The sequence below is a fragment of the Caballeronia glathei genome (genome assembly GCF_000698595.1).
Lineage (GTDB): Bacteria > Pseudomonadota > Gammaproteobacteria > Burkholderiales > Burkholderiaceae > Caballeronia > Caballeronia glathei.
This window is the reverse complement of sequence record NZ_JFHC01000049.1, coordinates 16,399-29,021: the sequence shown is the minus strand read 5'-3', so window position 1 is coordinate 29,021 and position 12,623 is coordinate 16,399. Positions and strand designations below refer to the sequence as shown.

The window sequence follows — 12,623 nt, the reverse complement described above, 5'->3', positions numbered from 1 at the left end:
TCAGTGACGCGCTTCGCCGGGCGTTTCCGGCGGCACGTCCGCGACTGCGGGCGGCGCATCGTCGTCGGTATCGTTCGAACGCGCCCAGAAGAATCGGTCGGGCAAATAGGCGCCCATGCCTGGACGGAACGCGGCACGCGTTGCCTGAAACAGATATTCCTGCGCCTCGCGCGCCGCCTCGGCGGGTTCCTGGCCGTTCGCGAGCAGCGCGGCGATCGCCGCGCCGAGCGTGTCGGTCAGGCCCATGACGCGGTTCGGACCGCGGTCCCACATGTCCTGCCGCACCTGGCCTTCTTCGCTGTAGAGCGTGTTCACATGGCGATGCGTACCGGTTTCGGTCGCGAGAATGTATTCGCAGCCCTGTGCCAGAAGGTGGGAGATCGCGGCGTCGAGGCTCGGCGCCTCGGCGTCGCCGTCGGGCTGCGCGAGTTGCAGAAGGGTGGCGTGGTCGGCGACTAGCATCGTGGTCTGCGGCACGAGCAGGTCGGCAAGCGATTCGCGCAGTTCGTCGGCGGAAAGCACGTGTTCATCGTCGAGCGTAAAGTCGGGGGCGAGGATCAGCGGGACGTCGTCGTAATCGGCGACCACTTCCGCGATCGCGCTCACGACTTCCGCCCGGGTCGCCGCGCCGATCTTGAACGCGGCAATCGGCATGTCCTCCAGCAACATGCGCGCCTGGGTCGCGACGGTGTCAGGGTCGAGTCCGGTGACTTCGTCGCACGTGGCCGAATCGCGTACGGTGTAACCCGTCAGCACGGACACGCCGTGGCAGCCCATGCTCGCGAGCGTCAGCAGGTCCGCTTGCAGGCCGGAGCCGCCCGTCGGGTCGGAGAGGCCAAAGGTGAGAACGATCGGAGGAGTGTCGCTGGGCATGACTAAAGCGGACATGAAATGTGGGAAAACATAGGGCGCGCCGATTAAAACGATGTGAAAACGGCAATCAAGCGGCGCAAAGTTGAAAGCGCCGAAGCAGGCCAAAACGGTGCAAACGGCTCGATTATGCGGCCTAATGCCACGTCGGCGCACGGTTTCGTACATTTTTACGAGGAATTTGCGCAGCCGGGGAACGCGCAGGAAGTTGCGCGGCATGGGGCGCAGAGGCCGTCGCGAGGTGTCGCGGCGCGCCGGATGCAGAAGAAAATGCGTCCGGAGTGACGAGCCTGTAGGTTGCGTGACGTATCGGCGCGCGAGCCGCGCGAAACCCGCTCCCCGCGCGCCGGCGGCAGTTGCTAGGCATCACGGCGGCAACACGGTACCATCATGTCCTTAATTTCAACCGACTATTCGACGCGGTATAAGCATGGAATACAGAAGCTGGATGTGTCTGATCTGCGGCTGGATCTACGACGAAGAAGCGGGTTTGCCCGAGGAAGGCATTGCGCCGGGCACGCGCTGGGAAGACGTTCCGATCAACTGGACCTGTCCCGAGTGCGGGGCCCGGAAGGAAGACTTCGAGATGGTCCAGATCTGAGCCGGATCCGAATGCGCGCCGCATGATTTCACCGTCATGCGGCGCGTGTTTTTTGTCGGCTCGATTTTCGTCGCGATTTTTTTGTCACGCTTCGCTCCGGCCCCACGGCGATGCCGGCGCGACGGCCGGGAACGTTCGGGCCCCAATCCGACTCACTGAGATGTGCACCCGCGCCTTCACGGGCGTCGCGGCCGGGCGCCGGCCAGCTTTCGTTGCAGTCGCTTCGGCTGGCCTAATCGGTCCGGCTCAGCCATGATGCAGTTCAACCCGCGCGCGGCCATCCGGCCGCAATCCGGATAGTGAGCGCTTCCATGACATCTCGACCCGATCTGCCCGATTCGTTCGAAGCCTTGCCCAATCCGCGCGGCGGTTCGGTTCGTCTCGCCGAAATGGCGCTGACCGACGCGCTCCACGCATTCCAGCGTCAGGCCGACGCGGCCTCGGCGCTCAAGCGGGCCATCGGCGCGCTGCACGCGGCGGGGTGGCTCCCGGCGCAGCGCTTTGCCGAGACGCTCGCGCTCGTCGCGCCGCTCGGTGACGAGGCGAGCGACGGCCGCACGCGAATCGCCGACACGCTGCGCGTCTTCGGCGCCGCGGTCGAGCGTCGCAATCTGCGGGAGCTCGCCTGCTCGACGCTTCTCTTCGACCACTATCGCGCGCTCCACGCGCTGCTTGCCGCGCATACGCGCGTCGCCCCCGTTTCCTTCGACGATCTCGCGCTTGCCGGCCGCGCGATTCCTCCCGCGACGCTGCGCCCGATCGCGCCAGAGCGGCTCGTGCGCGTGCGCGCCCATTACGAGGAGGCGCTGCTCACGTTGCTGCGCGCGCCCGCGGGCGAGGCGATCGATTCCTCTGGCGCCTTGTCACGGCTGGACGCATGCCTGTCCGACCTGAGCGGCCCCGATCCGTACGACTTCTGGCGTCTCGCGTCGGCGGCGGTGCGGGCCTTGCGCGAACGCGCGCACCGGTCGGCGAACGGCGCGCCCGCCGCCGACGCCCGGCGTCTCTACGCCCGCTTCAATCTCGTGCTGGCGGATCAGGTGCACGCGTCGTCGTACGCGCCGAAGTCGCTCGTGCGCGCGACGCTCGCGCTCCTGTGGCGCGATTTCGCGCTGTTCGGCGCGACGCCCGACGACTCCGGCCACGTCGACGTGCTGCGTGACTACGGCCTCACGGTCGCCTGGCATGTGGCGGCGAACGAGGCATCCGAGGCCGCGTGGGAGGAGAGCGCGGCGCAGGCGGGCGAAGCGGCGTCCCGCGATGCGGTGACGCGCGATCTCGGCGTATTGCGCGTGAACGCCGCGGCGTATGAGGATTTCCTGCAGAGCGCGGAAGTATCGATCGACGGGCTGATCGCGCGTGGAAGCGCGGCGCGCGAGTCGGGCAGCGTCGACCAGGAAGCGGCGCTGCATGCCGCCGACGCGTCGTACCGCCTCGGCGCGGCGTCCTGCGCGCTCGGCCTCGGCCACGTCGCGCTGCTTGCCGATACGCTCGGCCTCGCGTGGCGGCGCATTGCGTACGAGGCCGAAACGCACACGCTCGACGCCTCCATTCCCGAGCGCGCCGCGCAGACGCTGCGCTCGATGCTGCATCAGGCGGCGGCAGGCATGGCGCCATCCGAGAGCGGCCGGTCGGTGCGTTCGCTCACCGCGATGATCGAGCGGCCCACGGCGCTCGCGCGCTAGCTAGCGCTTCACGACGTCGTAGCGGGCGAGCGTCGCGCGGCGCGCGGCGTCGTGATCGACGAGCGGCAGCGGATAGTCGGCGCCGAGCGCGACTTTCGCCGCTTTCAGCACGTCGGGTCTGGCGCGCCACGGCGCGTGGATGTCCTTGTCCGGCAGCGCGGCCAGTTCCGGAACGTAGTGGCGGATGAACTTGCCCTTCGGATCGAATTTCTCCGACTGCGTCACGGGATTGAAGATGCGGAAGTACGGCTGCGCGTCGCAGCCGCTCGACGCGGCCCACTGCCACCCGCCATTGTTCGACGACAGCTCGAAGTCGTTCAGGAGCGCCTCGAAACAGGCTTCGCCGCGGCGCCAGTCGATGCCGAGGTCCTTGGTCAGAAAGCTCGCCACCACCATGCGCAGGCGGTTGTGCATGTAACCGGACTGGTTGATCTGCCGCATGGCGGCATCGACGAGCGGATAGCCCGTCTGCCCGGCGCACCACGCGGCGAAATGCGCGTCGGCGGCCTCGCCTGTCTCCCACTTGATACGGTCGTATTCGGGCCGGAACGCGCGATGGTCGCCGGGCACGCCGACGTGCGGGAAATGATGCAGCACGGAAAAATAGAAGTCCCGCCAGATTAGCTCCGAGAGCCAGGTTTCGGCGCCCCGGTTGCCGTGGCGCTGGGCGTTGTGCGCGGCGCGAGCGAGCGCGCGGATCGATATCGTCCCGTGCCGCAGGTGCACGCTCAGATAGCTCGGACCTTTGACAGCCGGAAAGTCGCGCGTGCGGTGGTAGTCGGCCATGCGGTCGCGAAAGTCGTCGAACAGCGCGAGGGCGCCGCTCGTGCCCGCGGGCAGCGCAGGCGCGTGATCAGCGCTGAACCCCAATTCGGACAAGGCGGGAATCGCGTGCCTGACACCGGATGGCGGTTTCGCAAGCGCCGAAAGGTGTTCCTCCGACGCGTACGGTTTCAGCGCGTCGGGCGTGAGCGACGCGAGCCAGTTGCGCTTGTACGGCGTGAAGACGGTGTACGGCTTGCCGGCGCCCGTCAGGACATCGTCGTGATCGAAGATCGCCTGGTCGCGGAACGTGAAAAACGCGACGCCCGCGCTCGCTAGGCGCTTTGCCACCGCGTCGTCGCGCGCTTTCGCGGACGGCTCGTAATCGCGGTTGGCGAACACCGCACCGGCGCCGCATTCGCGTGCGAGCGCCGGGATCTCATCGAGCGGCGTGCCGTGGCGCACCATAATGGCGCTACCCGCGTCACGCAAGGCCCGGTCGGCTTCGACGAGGCTCGCGTGAATGAACGGCACGCGACGGTCGGTCTTCGGCAACGGCGCAAGAATTTCGCGGTCGAAAACGAAGGCGCACAGGACCCGGCGACAGCGTGTAAGCGCGTGATAGAGTGCAGCATGGTCTGCGATGCGCAGGTCACGGCGAAACCACACCAGTCCCAGATCAAAGTCGGCCATCTCGCAGCGCCTTTGTTAAAATCCCGAATTATGTCCAAGACTTCCGATCGCATCAATTTGACGAATCAGTTCCTGATCGCCATGCCCAACATGGCCGATCCGACGTTCTCGGGGACTGTAGTCTACCTTTGCGATCACAGCGAGCGTGGTGCGCTTGGCCTTGTCATCAACCGGCCGACCGACATCGACCTGCAATCGCTCTTCAATCGCATTGACCTGAAACTCGAGATCGAGCCGCTCGTGCACCTGCCCGTCTATTTCGGCGGCCCGGTGCAGACCGAGCGCGGTTTTGTCCTGCACGAAGCAGGTGAGGGCGAGCCGTATACCTCGTCGATGAGCGTGCCGGGCGGCCTCGCGATGACCACGTCGAAGGACGTGCTCGAAGCGGTCGCGAGCGGCAAGGGCCCCGAGCGGTTCCTGCTCACGCTCGGCCACGCCGGCTGGGGCGCCGGCCAGCTCGAAGAGGAAATCTCGAAGAACGGCTGGCTCACCGTCGAAGCCGATCCGCGCATCATCTTCGACGTGCCCGCTGAAGAACGCCTCGAAGCGGCGCTGTCGCTGCTCGGCGTGTCGCGCTCGATGCTCTCCGGCGAGGCGGGCCACGCATGAGAGGCCACGCATGAGTCGTGCTGCGACTCTCCTGGCATTCGATTATGGTGAGAAACGCATTGGCGTCGCCGTCGGCAATACGCTGACGCGCCAGGCGCGCGCGCTTCTCGTGCTCGAGAACCGCAACCGCGAATACCGCTTCGAGACGGTCGGCAAGCTGATCGACGAGTGGAAACCCGAAGCCGTCGTGGTCGGCCTGCCGCTGCATCCCGACGGTACCCCGCACGAGATGACCGGCCAGGCAAAGCGCTTCGGCAACCAGGTCAACGGACGCTTCAATGTACCGGTCAGCTGGGTGGACGAGCGCTATTCGTCAGTCGAAGCCCGGGCCGACCTGAAGAAGAGCGGGGCGCGCGTGAACGCACGCGGCCGCTTCGACGAAATCGACGCCGAAGCGGCCCGCATCATCCTCCAACAATTCCTAGACGGACTTCCCGACGATCATGAGTTCCATTGACGCCGAGGCGCTCTATCGCGCGCTCCTCGACCAGATTCGCGCGGCGCACGGCGAGTCGCTGACGAAACCGGACGGCGCGGTGCTTGCCGGCATCTACAGCGGCGGCGTGTGGCTCGCGGCGCGTCTCGCGAAGGATCTGAACGTGAAGGAATTCGGCGTGGTGAACGTTGTGCTGCATCGCGACGACTACGCGAAAAAGGGCCTGCACAGCCAAGCGAGCCCGACCTCGCTGCCGTTTGAAGTGGACAACCGCAGGATCGTCCTGATCGACGACGTATTGTCGACCGGGCGCACCGTGCGCGCGGCGGTCAATGAGCTTTATGATTACGGCCGCCCGGCGTCGGTCGATCTCGCCGTGCTCGCCGATCGCGGCGGCCGCGAACTGCCGGTGGCGGCCCGCTTCGTGGGCGGCGTGGTGGACGTGCCCGCCGACATGAATCTCGTGCTCGCGCAGCGCGACGACGGCACGCTGACCTTCACGACCGAAGCGCGCAACGCTTGAACGCCGGGCCGCAGCAATACATCGAAACATTCCCAGGATCGAAATGAACACTGACACCCAGGGTTCCGCCGAAGGCCACGCGCCGGACAAGGATAAGGACAAGGGCGCCGCGCGCGCATCCGACACGTTCAGGTACGGCTTTCTCAAAGGTAATCCGCAGCTCACGAAGAATGGCGAACTGAAACACCTGCTTACCATCGAAGGGCTGCCGCGCTCGATCGTCACGCATATTCTCGACACCGCCGAGCAGTTCGTGAGCGTCACCGACCGCGAAGTGAAAAAAGTGCCGCTGTTGCGCGGCAAATCGGTGTTCAACCTGTTCTTCGAAAACTCCACGCGCACCCGCACGACCTTCGAGATCGCCGCGAAGCGCCTGTCCGCGGACGTGCTGAACCTGAACATCAACGCGTCGTCGACGAGCAAGGGCGAGTCGCTGCTCGATACCATCAACAACCTCTCCGCGATGCACGCCGACATGTTCGTCGTGCGCCACGCGTCGAGCGGCGCGCCGTATCTGATCGCCGAGCACTGCGCGCCGCACGTGCACGTGATCAACGCCGGCGACGGCCGCCACGCGCACCCGACGCAGGGGCTGCTCGACATGTACACGATCCGCCACTACAAGCGCGACTTCACGAAGCTGCGCGTGGCGATCGTCGGCGACATCCTGCATTCGCGCGTTGCGCGCTCCGACATTCACGCGCTCACCACGCTCGGCGTGCCCGAAGTGCGCGCGATCGGCCCGCGCACGTTGCTGCCAAGCAACCTCGAACAGATGGGCGTGCAGGTGTATCACAACCTCGACGAAGGCTTGAAGGGCGTCGACGTGATCATCATGCTGCGGCTGCAGAACGAACGCATGAGCGGCGCGCTGCTGCCGTCCGCGCAGGAGTATTTCAAGAGCTGGGGTCTCACGCCCGAGCGTCTCGCGCTCGCCGCGCCCGATGCGATCGTGATGCATCCGGGGCCGATGAACCGGGGCGTCGAGATCGATTCGCAAGTGGCCGACGGCGTGCAGTCGGTGATCCTGAACCAGGTGACGTTCGGCATCGCGGTGCGCATGGCCGTGATGGGCATCGTCGCGGGCAACAGTGACTAAGTACAGCGACTAAGTGCAGCAACTAACGCGCGATTGAAGAAGAAAACATGAAGATCCAGATTCAGGGCGGCACGCTCATCGATCCGGCCGCCGGCACCGAACGCCGCGCGGATGTGTACATCGCGGCGGGAAGGGTCGTCGCGATCGGCGACGCGCCCGCCGACTTCAACGCGGCGAAGACCATCGATGCGACCGGCCTCGCCGTCGCGCCGGGCTTCGTCGATCTCTCCGCGCGGCTCCGCGAGCCGGGCTTCGAGCACAAGGCGACGCTCGAATCCGAAATGGCTGCGGCGATGGCGGGCGGCGTGACGAGCCTCGTGTGCCCGCCGGACACCGATCCGGTGCTCGACGAGCCCGGTCTCGTCGAGATGCTCAAGTTCCGCGCGCAGAAACTGCATCAGGCGCACGTCTATCCGCTCGGCGCGCTCACGGTCGGGCTGAAGGGCGAGGCGATCACGGAAATGGTCGAGCTGACGGAGGCGGGCTGCATCGGCTTCTCGCAGGCCGATACGCCGATCGTAAATACGCGCACGCTCCTGCGCGCGCTGCAATACGCGACCACCTACGGCTACACCGTGTGGCTGCGCCCGCAGGACGCATACATGGCGAGCGGCGGCGTGGCGGCGAGCGGCGCGGTGGCGTCGCGGCTCGGGCTGTCGGGCGTGCCGGTGTCGGCGGAAACCATCGCGCTGCACACGATTTTCGAGCTGATGCGCGTGACCGGCGCGCGGGTGCATCTGTCGCATCTGTCGTCGGCGGCGGGCGTCGGGCTCGTGCGCGTCGCGAAGTCCGAGGGGCTCGCGGTGACGTGCGACGTCACGGTCAACCACGTGCATCTGACCGACATCGACATCGGTTACTTCGATTCGCAGTTCCGGCTCGACCCGCCGCTGCGCTCGCAGCGCGATCGCGAAGCGATCCGCGCGGGCCTCGCCGACGGCACGATCGACGCGATCTGCTCCGATCACACCCCGCTCGACGACGACGAAAAGCTGCTGCCCTTCGCCGAGGCGACGCCGGGCTCGACGGGGCTCGAACTGCTGCTGTCGCTCACCGTGAAGTGGGCGCGCGAGGCGAACGTGCCGCTCGCGAAGGCGCTCTCGCGCATCACCGCCGCGCCCGCCGACGTGCTGAAGCTTCCCGCCGGGCGCATCGCCGCGGGCGCGATCGCGGATCTGTGCATCTTCGATCCGGCGGCCGAATGGCTCGTCGATCCGCGCAAGCTGAAGAGCCAGGGGCACAACTCGCCGTTCCTCGGCTACGAGCTGCCGGCCCGCGTGCGCGCGACGATCGTGTCCGGCCATCTCGCCTACGAAGCCCGCTGACGATGCGTCTCGCGCTCCGCAAGGCCCGTCTCGTCGGCCACCTGCTCAGCGGAATGTGGATCGTCGCGACGCGTTTTCCGCGCCTCCCGGCGCAGGAACGCAGCGAACTCAACCGCGCGTGGTCGCTGAAGATGCTGCGGCTCGCGGGCATGAAGCTCGTCGTCCATAACGACGAAGCGCGGCTCGATGCCGGCGTGCTGGTGGTCGGCAATCACATTTCGTGGATCGACATCTACGTGATCAACGCGTGGCGGCCGACGCCGTTCGTCTCGAAGGCGGAGATCCGCAAGTGGCCGATCGTCGGCTGGCTCGCGCAGCAGCTCGGCACCGTGTTCATCCAGCGCGAGAAACGCAGCGACGCGAAGCGGATCATGCACGAGCTCGCGAATCGTCTGATGGCGGGCGAGCTGATGTGCGTGTTCCCGGAAGGCACGACCTCGAGCGGCGAAAAGCTGCTGCCGTTTCACGCGAACATGTTCCAGGCAGCGGTGTCGGCGTCGTGTCCGGTGCAGCCGATTTGCCTGATGTATGAGGACGCGCGCGGCGCACAGTCGGTCGCGCCCGCTTATATCGACGACATGACGCTCGCCGATTCGCTGAACGCCCTGTTGCGTGGCGGGCCGCTGACGGCGCATCTGTATGTCTGCGATCCGCTCGCACCCGGTGCTGACCGGAGGCTGTTGGCAAGCGAGGCGCAAGCCGCCGTCGACGCGGCCCTGCGGCGCATGCAGGGCGAGGCGGTCGCGCCGCGAGCCGGGCAGGCGGACATCACAGAGCTCGATTCCAGCAAGGCCGACGAAGCGCTTTCGTCGCAGCGGCCGCCCGAGCCCGCGGGTTAGCGCGGCGGCGTGCGCGCGCAGCTCACCTGCGTGAGAACGCGTTCGGCGGGGTCGGCGGCGAGTTGCATCGCCGAGAGCCTGTTGCCCCAGACGCAGCCCGAATCGAGGCATATCACGTCGTCGCGGACCATCAGGCCGAGCGCCGCCCAGTGGCCGAACACCACCGTCACGTTTTCCGTGCGGCGTCCCGGGACTTCGAACCACGGCATGTAGCCGGGCGGCGCGGCTTCCGGGCCGCCGTTGTTCGCGAACTCCATCGCGCCTTCGGCCGTGCAGAAGCGGATGCGCGTGAGCGCGTTGTAGGTGACGCGCAGGCGATCGGCGCCCGTAAGCGACTCCTCCCATCGATGCGGCTCGTTGCCGTAGAGCGACGCCAGAGTCTCCTTCCAGTTCGGCGCACGCAGCGCGCGCTCCAGCTCGTGAGCCAGTTCCAGCGTCAGCGTCACATCCCATTGCGGCAGCACGCCGGCATGAACCATCAGGATGCCGTTCTCGAAGTGCGCGAGCGGCTTGTGCCGAATCCAGTCGATGAGATCGTCCGCGTCCCTCGCGGCGAGGATCTCGTCGAGCGTGTCGCCCTTTTTCGGCTTGCGCAGGCCCGCCGCGACGGAGAGCAGGTTCAGGTCGTGGTTGCCCAGCACGACCGTGGCACGGTTGCCGAGCGCGATCACGTCGCGCAGCGTGCGCAGCGACTCGGGGCCGCGGTTGATCAGGTCGCCCGCGAACCAGAGGGGGGTGTCGTCGGTGGGCGCGGCTTCGCGCAGGAGCCGCCGGAAGGGATCGCGGCAGCCCTGGAGGTCGCCGAAGACGAGGGGCGGGGGAGTGCGTGGGTCGGTCATGGGAAGGGCGTTTCGCGCATTGTTGCGCGGAAAGTCAGAAGGTCGCGAAGCATTATGAAGCAGTGCGCGAAACGCGGTTGGAGATTGGCAGCGTGTTCGCAATTGTCCGTCGTCACAAGTTTGCAACCGTCGGCGTTGACCTGTTTCAAGTTGTTAGGCGTGTAGTTTTTGCATTCGGGGGCTTTATAATCACCGTCTAACCAAGACGGTACTGGCATGTTTTAGACGGTCGGAATTGCCAGAATTTAGGCCGCGCGTCAAATATTGGCGCAAAATTTTCCACATTCGGCGGTTTGGCTCAGGTAAGTGTTTCGCGCGAGCCGACTAAAAACAGAGGGCTTCTATGATTCTCGTGACGGGCGGCGCCGGGTTTATCGGCGCCAACTTTGTGCTTGACTGGCTGCAGGGCTCCGATGAAGCGGTTCTCAACGTCGACAAGCTGACGTATGCGGGCAATCTCGGAACGCTCAAGTCCTTGCGGGGCGACGCAAGGCATGTCTTCGCGCGTGCCGACATTTGCGACCGCGCAGCGATGGACACACTGCTCGCCGAGCACAAACCCCGCGCGATTTTGCATTTTGCGGCGGAAAGCCACGTCGACCGGTCGATTCATGGGCCCGCGGATTTCGTGCAGACGAATGTGGTCGGCACGTTCACGTTGCTCGAGGCGGGCCGGGCGTATTGGAGCGCGCTTTCGCCAAGTGAAAAATCCGCGTTCCGTTTTCTCGCGGTGTCCACGGATGAGGTATTCGGTTCACTGGGTGCGACGGACCCCCAATTCTCCGAATCCACTCCTTATGCGCCCAACAGCCCTTATTCGGCCTCGAAGGCGGCGTCGGATCACCTTGTGCGCGCGTATCATCATACCTACGGCCTGCCCACGCTTACGACCAACTGTTCGAACAACTACGGCCCTTATCATTTCCCCGAGAAGCTCATCCCGCTTGTGATCACGCGCGCCCTCGCTGGGGAACCGTTGCCCGTCTACGGCGATGGCAAGAACATTCGTGACTGGCTCTACGTCGGCGACCACTGCTCGGCGATTCGGCGCGTTCTCGAAAAAGGCGTATCCGGTGAAACGTACAACATCGGTGGCTGGAACGAAAAGACGAACATCGATGTGGTCAACACGCTGTGCGATCTGCTTGACGAACTCGAGCCAAAGTCGAGCGGCTCCTACCGCGACCAGATCGAATTCGTGAAGGATCGTCCCGGTCACGATCAGCGCTATGCCATTGATGCCCGCAAGCTTGAGCGTGAGCTTGGCTGGAAACCTGCGGAGACGTTTGAGACGGGCCTGCGCAAGACAGTGCAGTGGTATCTGACGCATCGTTCATGGTGGCAGGACGTCGCCTCGGGCGCTTACCGGCGGTTGGAGTCGCTCAACAATGAGTGAGCATCAGGACGCTGTGCCGGTGATTCTGATTACAGGCGCTGGAGGCCAGGTAGGCACAGAGTTGCGCCGGAGTCTGGCCGTGCTCGGTAGCGTAGTTGCGGTCACGCGGCGTGAATGTGACTTGGCTTCGGTAGAGCAGATTGTCGCCACCGTGCGGAAGGTTAAGCCCGACGTAATAGTGAACGCGGGTGGATATACTGCTGTCGATCAGGCGGAAACCGAGGTTGAATTGGCTCATGCCGTCAACGCTGAAGGTCCGCGTGCCCTTGCGGAAGAGGCGCGCGCGATCGGTGCGTTGTTTGTGCACTATTCGACTGACTACGTTTTCGACGGCAAGGCCGCGCGGCCCTATACGGAGCAGGATGAGGCCAAACCGATTTCTGAATACGGAAGAACCAAGCTTGCGGGCGAGAGGGCAGTCATCGAAACCGGCGGCGACTATTACATATTCAGGGCAAGCTGGATCTACGGGCTGCGTGGCGCGAATTTCGTAAAATCGATTGCTCGCGCGGCGCAGACACGAGATTCGCTCTCGGTCGTTTTCGACCAATGCGGAGCACCGACTGCGGCCGCGCTGGTTGCAGACGTGACGGCGCATGCTGTCCGTGCTTACCTAAAAAATGAAAAACCGATGACGCCTGGCCTGTACCACCTGAGCGCCTCGGGGGAGACGAACTGGTACGAGTATTCGCGTTTCATCGTGGACACGCTTGTCGAGGCGGGCGTATCCGTGCGTGCGACGCGCGATCGCATTAAGAGTATTGCTTCGGCCGATTACGAACAGGTTGCGCAAAGACCTTCCAATTCGCGCCTTGATACTTCGCTGCTTCGCGAAGCGCTCGGTATTGAGTTGCCGGACTGGCGTGAAGGTGTCCGCGAACTGCTGGCTCAACTAGTCGAAGCGAAAGACGCCCTGCATTGAGCACGACGTCGCCGAGCGATATCA

General features: G+C 65.2%; 13 protein-coding genes. 10 read left to right on the top strand and 3 right to left on the bottom strand.

The window, feature by feature from the left end; translation table 11 throughout:
- On the bottom strand, window positions 1-873 hold the full coding sequence (locus BG61_RS26000) for a hydroxymethylpyrimidine/phosphomethylpyrimidine kinase (RefSeq protein WP_035942421.1): 873 nt from the start codon (window positions 871-873) through the stop codon (window positions 1-3).
- 427 nt (window positions 874-1,300) lie between these two features.
- Between BG61_RS26000 and BG61_RS25995 the strand changes: the two genes are divergently transcribed.
- Window positions 1,301-1,471: a rubredoxin gene (locus BG61_RS25995; protein ID WP_025527884.1), complete on the top strand. Its 171-nt coding sequence runs from the start codon at window positions 1,301-1,303 to the stop codon at window positions 1,469-1,471.
- 311 nt (window positions 1,472-1,782) lie between these two features.
- Window positions 1,783-3,156, top strand: coding sequence for a hypothetical protein (locus BG61_RS25990; protein ID WP_035942418.1), 1,374 nt, complete (start codon window positions 1,783-1,785; stop codon window positions 3,154-3,156).
- On the opposite strand, the gene BG61_RS25985 is transcribed toward BG61_RS25990, so the two are convergent.
- Entirely contained in the window at window positions 3,157-4,611 is a 1,455-nt protein-coding gene (locus BG61_RS25985) for a cryptochrome/photolyase family protein (RefSeq protein ID WP_035942416.1), read from the bottom strand.
- A gap of 30 nt (window positions 4,612-4,641) precedes the next feature.
- On the opposite strand from BG61_RS25985, the gene BG61_RS25980 reads away from it, so the two are divergent.
- From BG61_RS25980 to BG61_RS25955, 6 genes are read left to right on the top strand one after another with little or no spacing between them, the layout of a single operon-like run.
- On the top strand, window positions 4,642-5,220 hold the full coding sequence (locus tag BG61_RS25980; RefSeq protein WP_035942414.1) for a YqgE/AlgH family protein: 579 nt from the start codon (window positions 4,642-4,644) through the stop codon (window positions 5,218-5,220).
- Window positions 5,221-5,230: 10 nt separating this feature from the next.
- Window positions 5,231-5,677 carry a Holliday junction resolvase RuvX gene (gene ruvX, locus BG61_RS25975; protein ID WP_035942412.1) on the top strand — a complete coding sequence of 149 codons (447 nt, stop codon included), beginning with the start codon at window positions 5,231-5,233 and terminating at the stop codon, window positions 5,675-5,677.
- Window positions 5,664-6,179 carry a bifunctional pyr operon transcriptional regulator/uracil phosphoribosyltransferase PyrR gene (gene pyrR / locus BG61_RS25970; RefSeq protein WP_035942410.1) on the top strand — a complete coding sequence of 172 codons (516 nt, stop codon included), beginning with the start codon at window positions 5,664-5,666 and terminating at the stop codon, window positions 6,177-6,179. Before ruvX ends, pyrR begins: the two co-directional genes overlap by 14 nt.
- 43 nt (window positions 6,180-6,222) lie before the next feature.
- Entirely contained in the window at window positions 6,223-7,278 is a 1,056-nt protein-coding gene (locus tag BG61_RS25965) for an aspartate carbamoyltransferase catalytic subunit (RefSeq protein ID WP_035942408.1), read from the top strand.
- A 47-nt stretch (window positions 7,279-7,325) separates the two neighbouring features.
- Complete coding sequence (locus tag BG61_RS25960) at window positions 7,326-8,603, top strand: dihydroorotase (protein ID WP_035942407.1); 1,278 nt, start codon at window positions 7,326-7,328, stop codon at window positions 8,601-8,603.
- 2 nt (window positions 8,604-8,605) lie between these two features.
- Window positions 8,606-9,442, top strand: a complete 837-nt coding sequence (locus tag BG61_RS25955) for a lysophospholipid acyltransferase family protein (protein WP_035942406.1) — start codon at window positions 8,606-8,608, stop codon at window positions 9,440-9,442.
- Here BG61_RS25955 and BG61_RS25950 read toward each other — a convergent pair.
- On the bottom strand, window positions 9,439-10,281 hold the full coding sequence (locus BG61_RS25950) for a symmetrical bis(5'-nucleosyl)-tetraphosphatase (protein ID WP_035942405.1): 843 nt from the start codon (window positions 10,279-10,281) through the stop codon (window positions 9,439-9,441). The two genes, BG61_RS25955 and BG61_RS25950, sit on opposite strands and share 4 nt — an antisense overlap.
- Window positions 10,282-10,624: 343 nt before the next feature.
- Between BG61_RS25950 and rfbB the strand changes: the two genes are divergently transcribed.
- Together rfbB and rfbD are read left to right on the top strand one after the other, a co-directional pair.
- Window positions 10,625-11,677, top strand: a complete 1,053-nt coding sequence (rfbB, locus tag BG61_RS25945) for a dTDP-glucose 4,6-dehydratase (RefSeq protein WP_035942404.1) — start codon at window positions 10,625-10,627, stop codon at window positions 11,675-11,677.
- On the top strand, window positions 11,670-12,599 hold the full coding sequence (rfbD, locus tag BG61_RS25940) for a dTDP-4-dehydrorhamnose reductase (protein WP_035942402.1): 930 nt from the start codon (window positions 11,670-11,672) through the stop codon (window positions 12,597-12,599). Before rfbB ends, rfbD begins: the two co-directional genes overlap by 8 nt.
- Window positions 12,600-12,623 lie beyond the last annotated feature (24 nt).

Excerpts from the sequence above, each read along its gene's own strand:
- BG61_RS26000 (WP_035942421.1), bottom strand. The coding sequence starts at position 873 with ATGCCCAGCGACACTCCTCCGATCGTTCTCACCTTTGGCCTCTCCGAC.
- BG61_RS25995 (WP_025527884.1), top strand. The coding sequence starts at position 1,301 with ATGGAATACAGAAGCTGGATGTGTCTGATCTGCGGCTGGATCTACGAC.
- BG61_RS25990 (WP_035942418.1), top strand. The coding sequence starts at position 1,783 with ATGACATCTCGACCCGATCTGCCCGATTCGTTCGAAGCCTTGCCCAAT.
- BG61_RS25985 (WP_035942416.1), bottom strand. The coding sequence starts at position 4,611 with ATGGCCGACTTTGATCTGGGACTGGTGTGGTTTCGCCGTGACCTGCGC.
- BG61_RS25980 (WP_035942414.1), top strand. The coding sequence starts at position 4,642 with ATGTCCAAGACTTCCGATCGCATCAATTTGACGAATCAGTTCCTGATC.
- ruvX (WP_035942412.1), top strand. The coding sequence starts at position 5,231 with ATGAGTCGTGCTGCGACTCTCCTGGCATTCGATTATGGTGAGAAACGC.
- pyrR (WP_035942410.1), top strand. The coding sequence starts at position 5,664 with ATGAGTTCCATTGACGCCGAGGCGCTCTATCGCGCGCTCCTCGACCAG.
- BG61_RS25965 (WP_035942408.1), top strand. The coding sequence starts at position 6,223 with ATGAACACTGACACCCAGGGTTCCGCCGAAGGCCACGCGCCGGACAAG.
- BG61_RS25960 (WP_035942407.1), top strand. The coding sequence starts at position 7,326 with ATGAAGATCCAGATTCAGGGCGGCACGCTCATCGATCCGGCCGCCGGC.
- BG61_RS25955 (WP_035942406.1), top strand. The coding sequence starts at position 8,606 with ATGCGTCTCGCGCTCCGCAAGGCCCGTCTCGTCGGCCACCTGCTCAGC.
- BG61_RS25950 (WP_035942405.1), bottom strand. The coding sequence starts at position 10,281 with ATGACCGACCCACGCACTCCCCCGCCCCTCGTCTTCGGCGACCTCCAG.
- rfbB (WP_035942404.1), top strand. The coding sequence starts at position 10,625 with ATGATTCTCGTGACGGGCGGCGCCGGGTTTATCGGCGCCAACTTTGTG.
- rfbD (WP_035942402.1), top strand. The coding sequence starts at position 11,670 with ATGAGTGAGCATCAGGACGCTGTGCCGGTGATTCTGATTACAGGCGCT.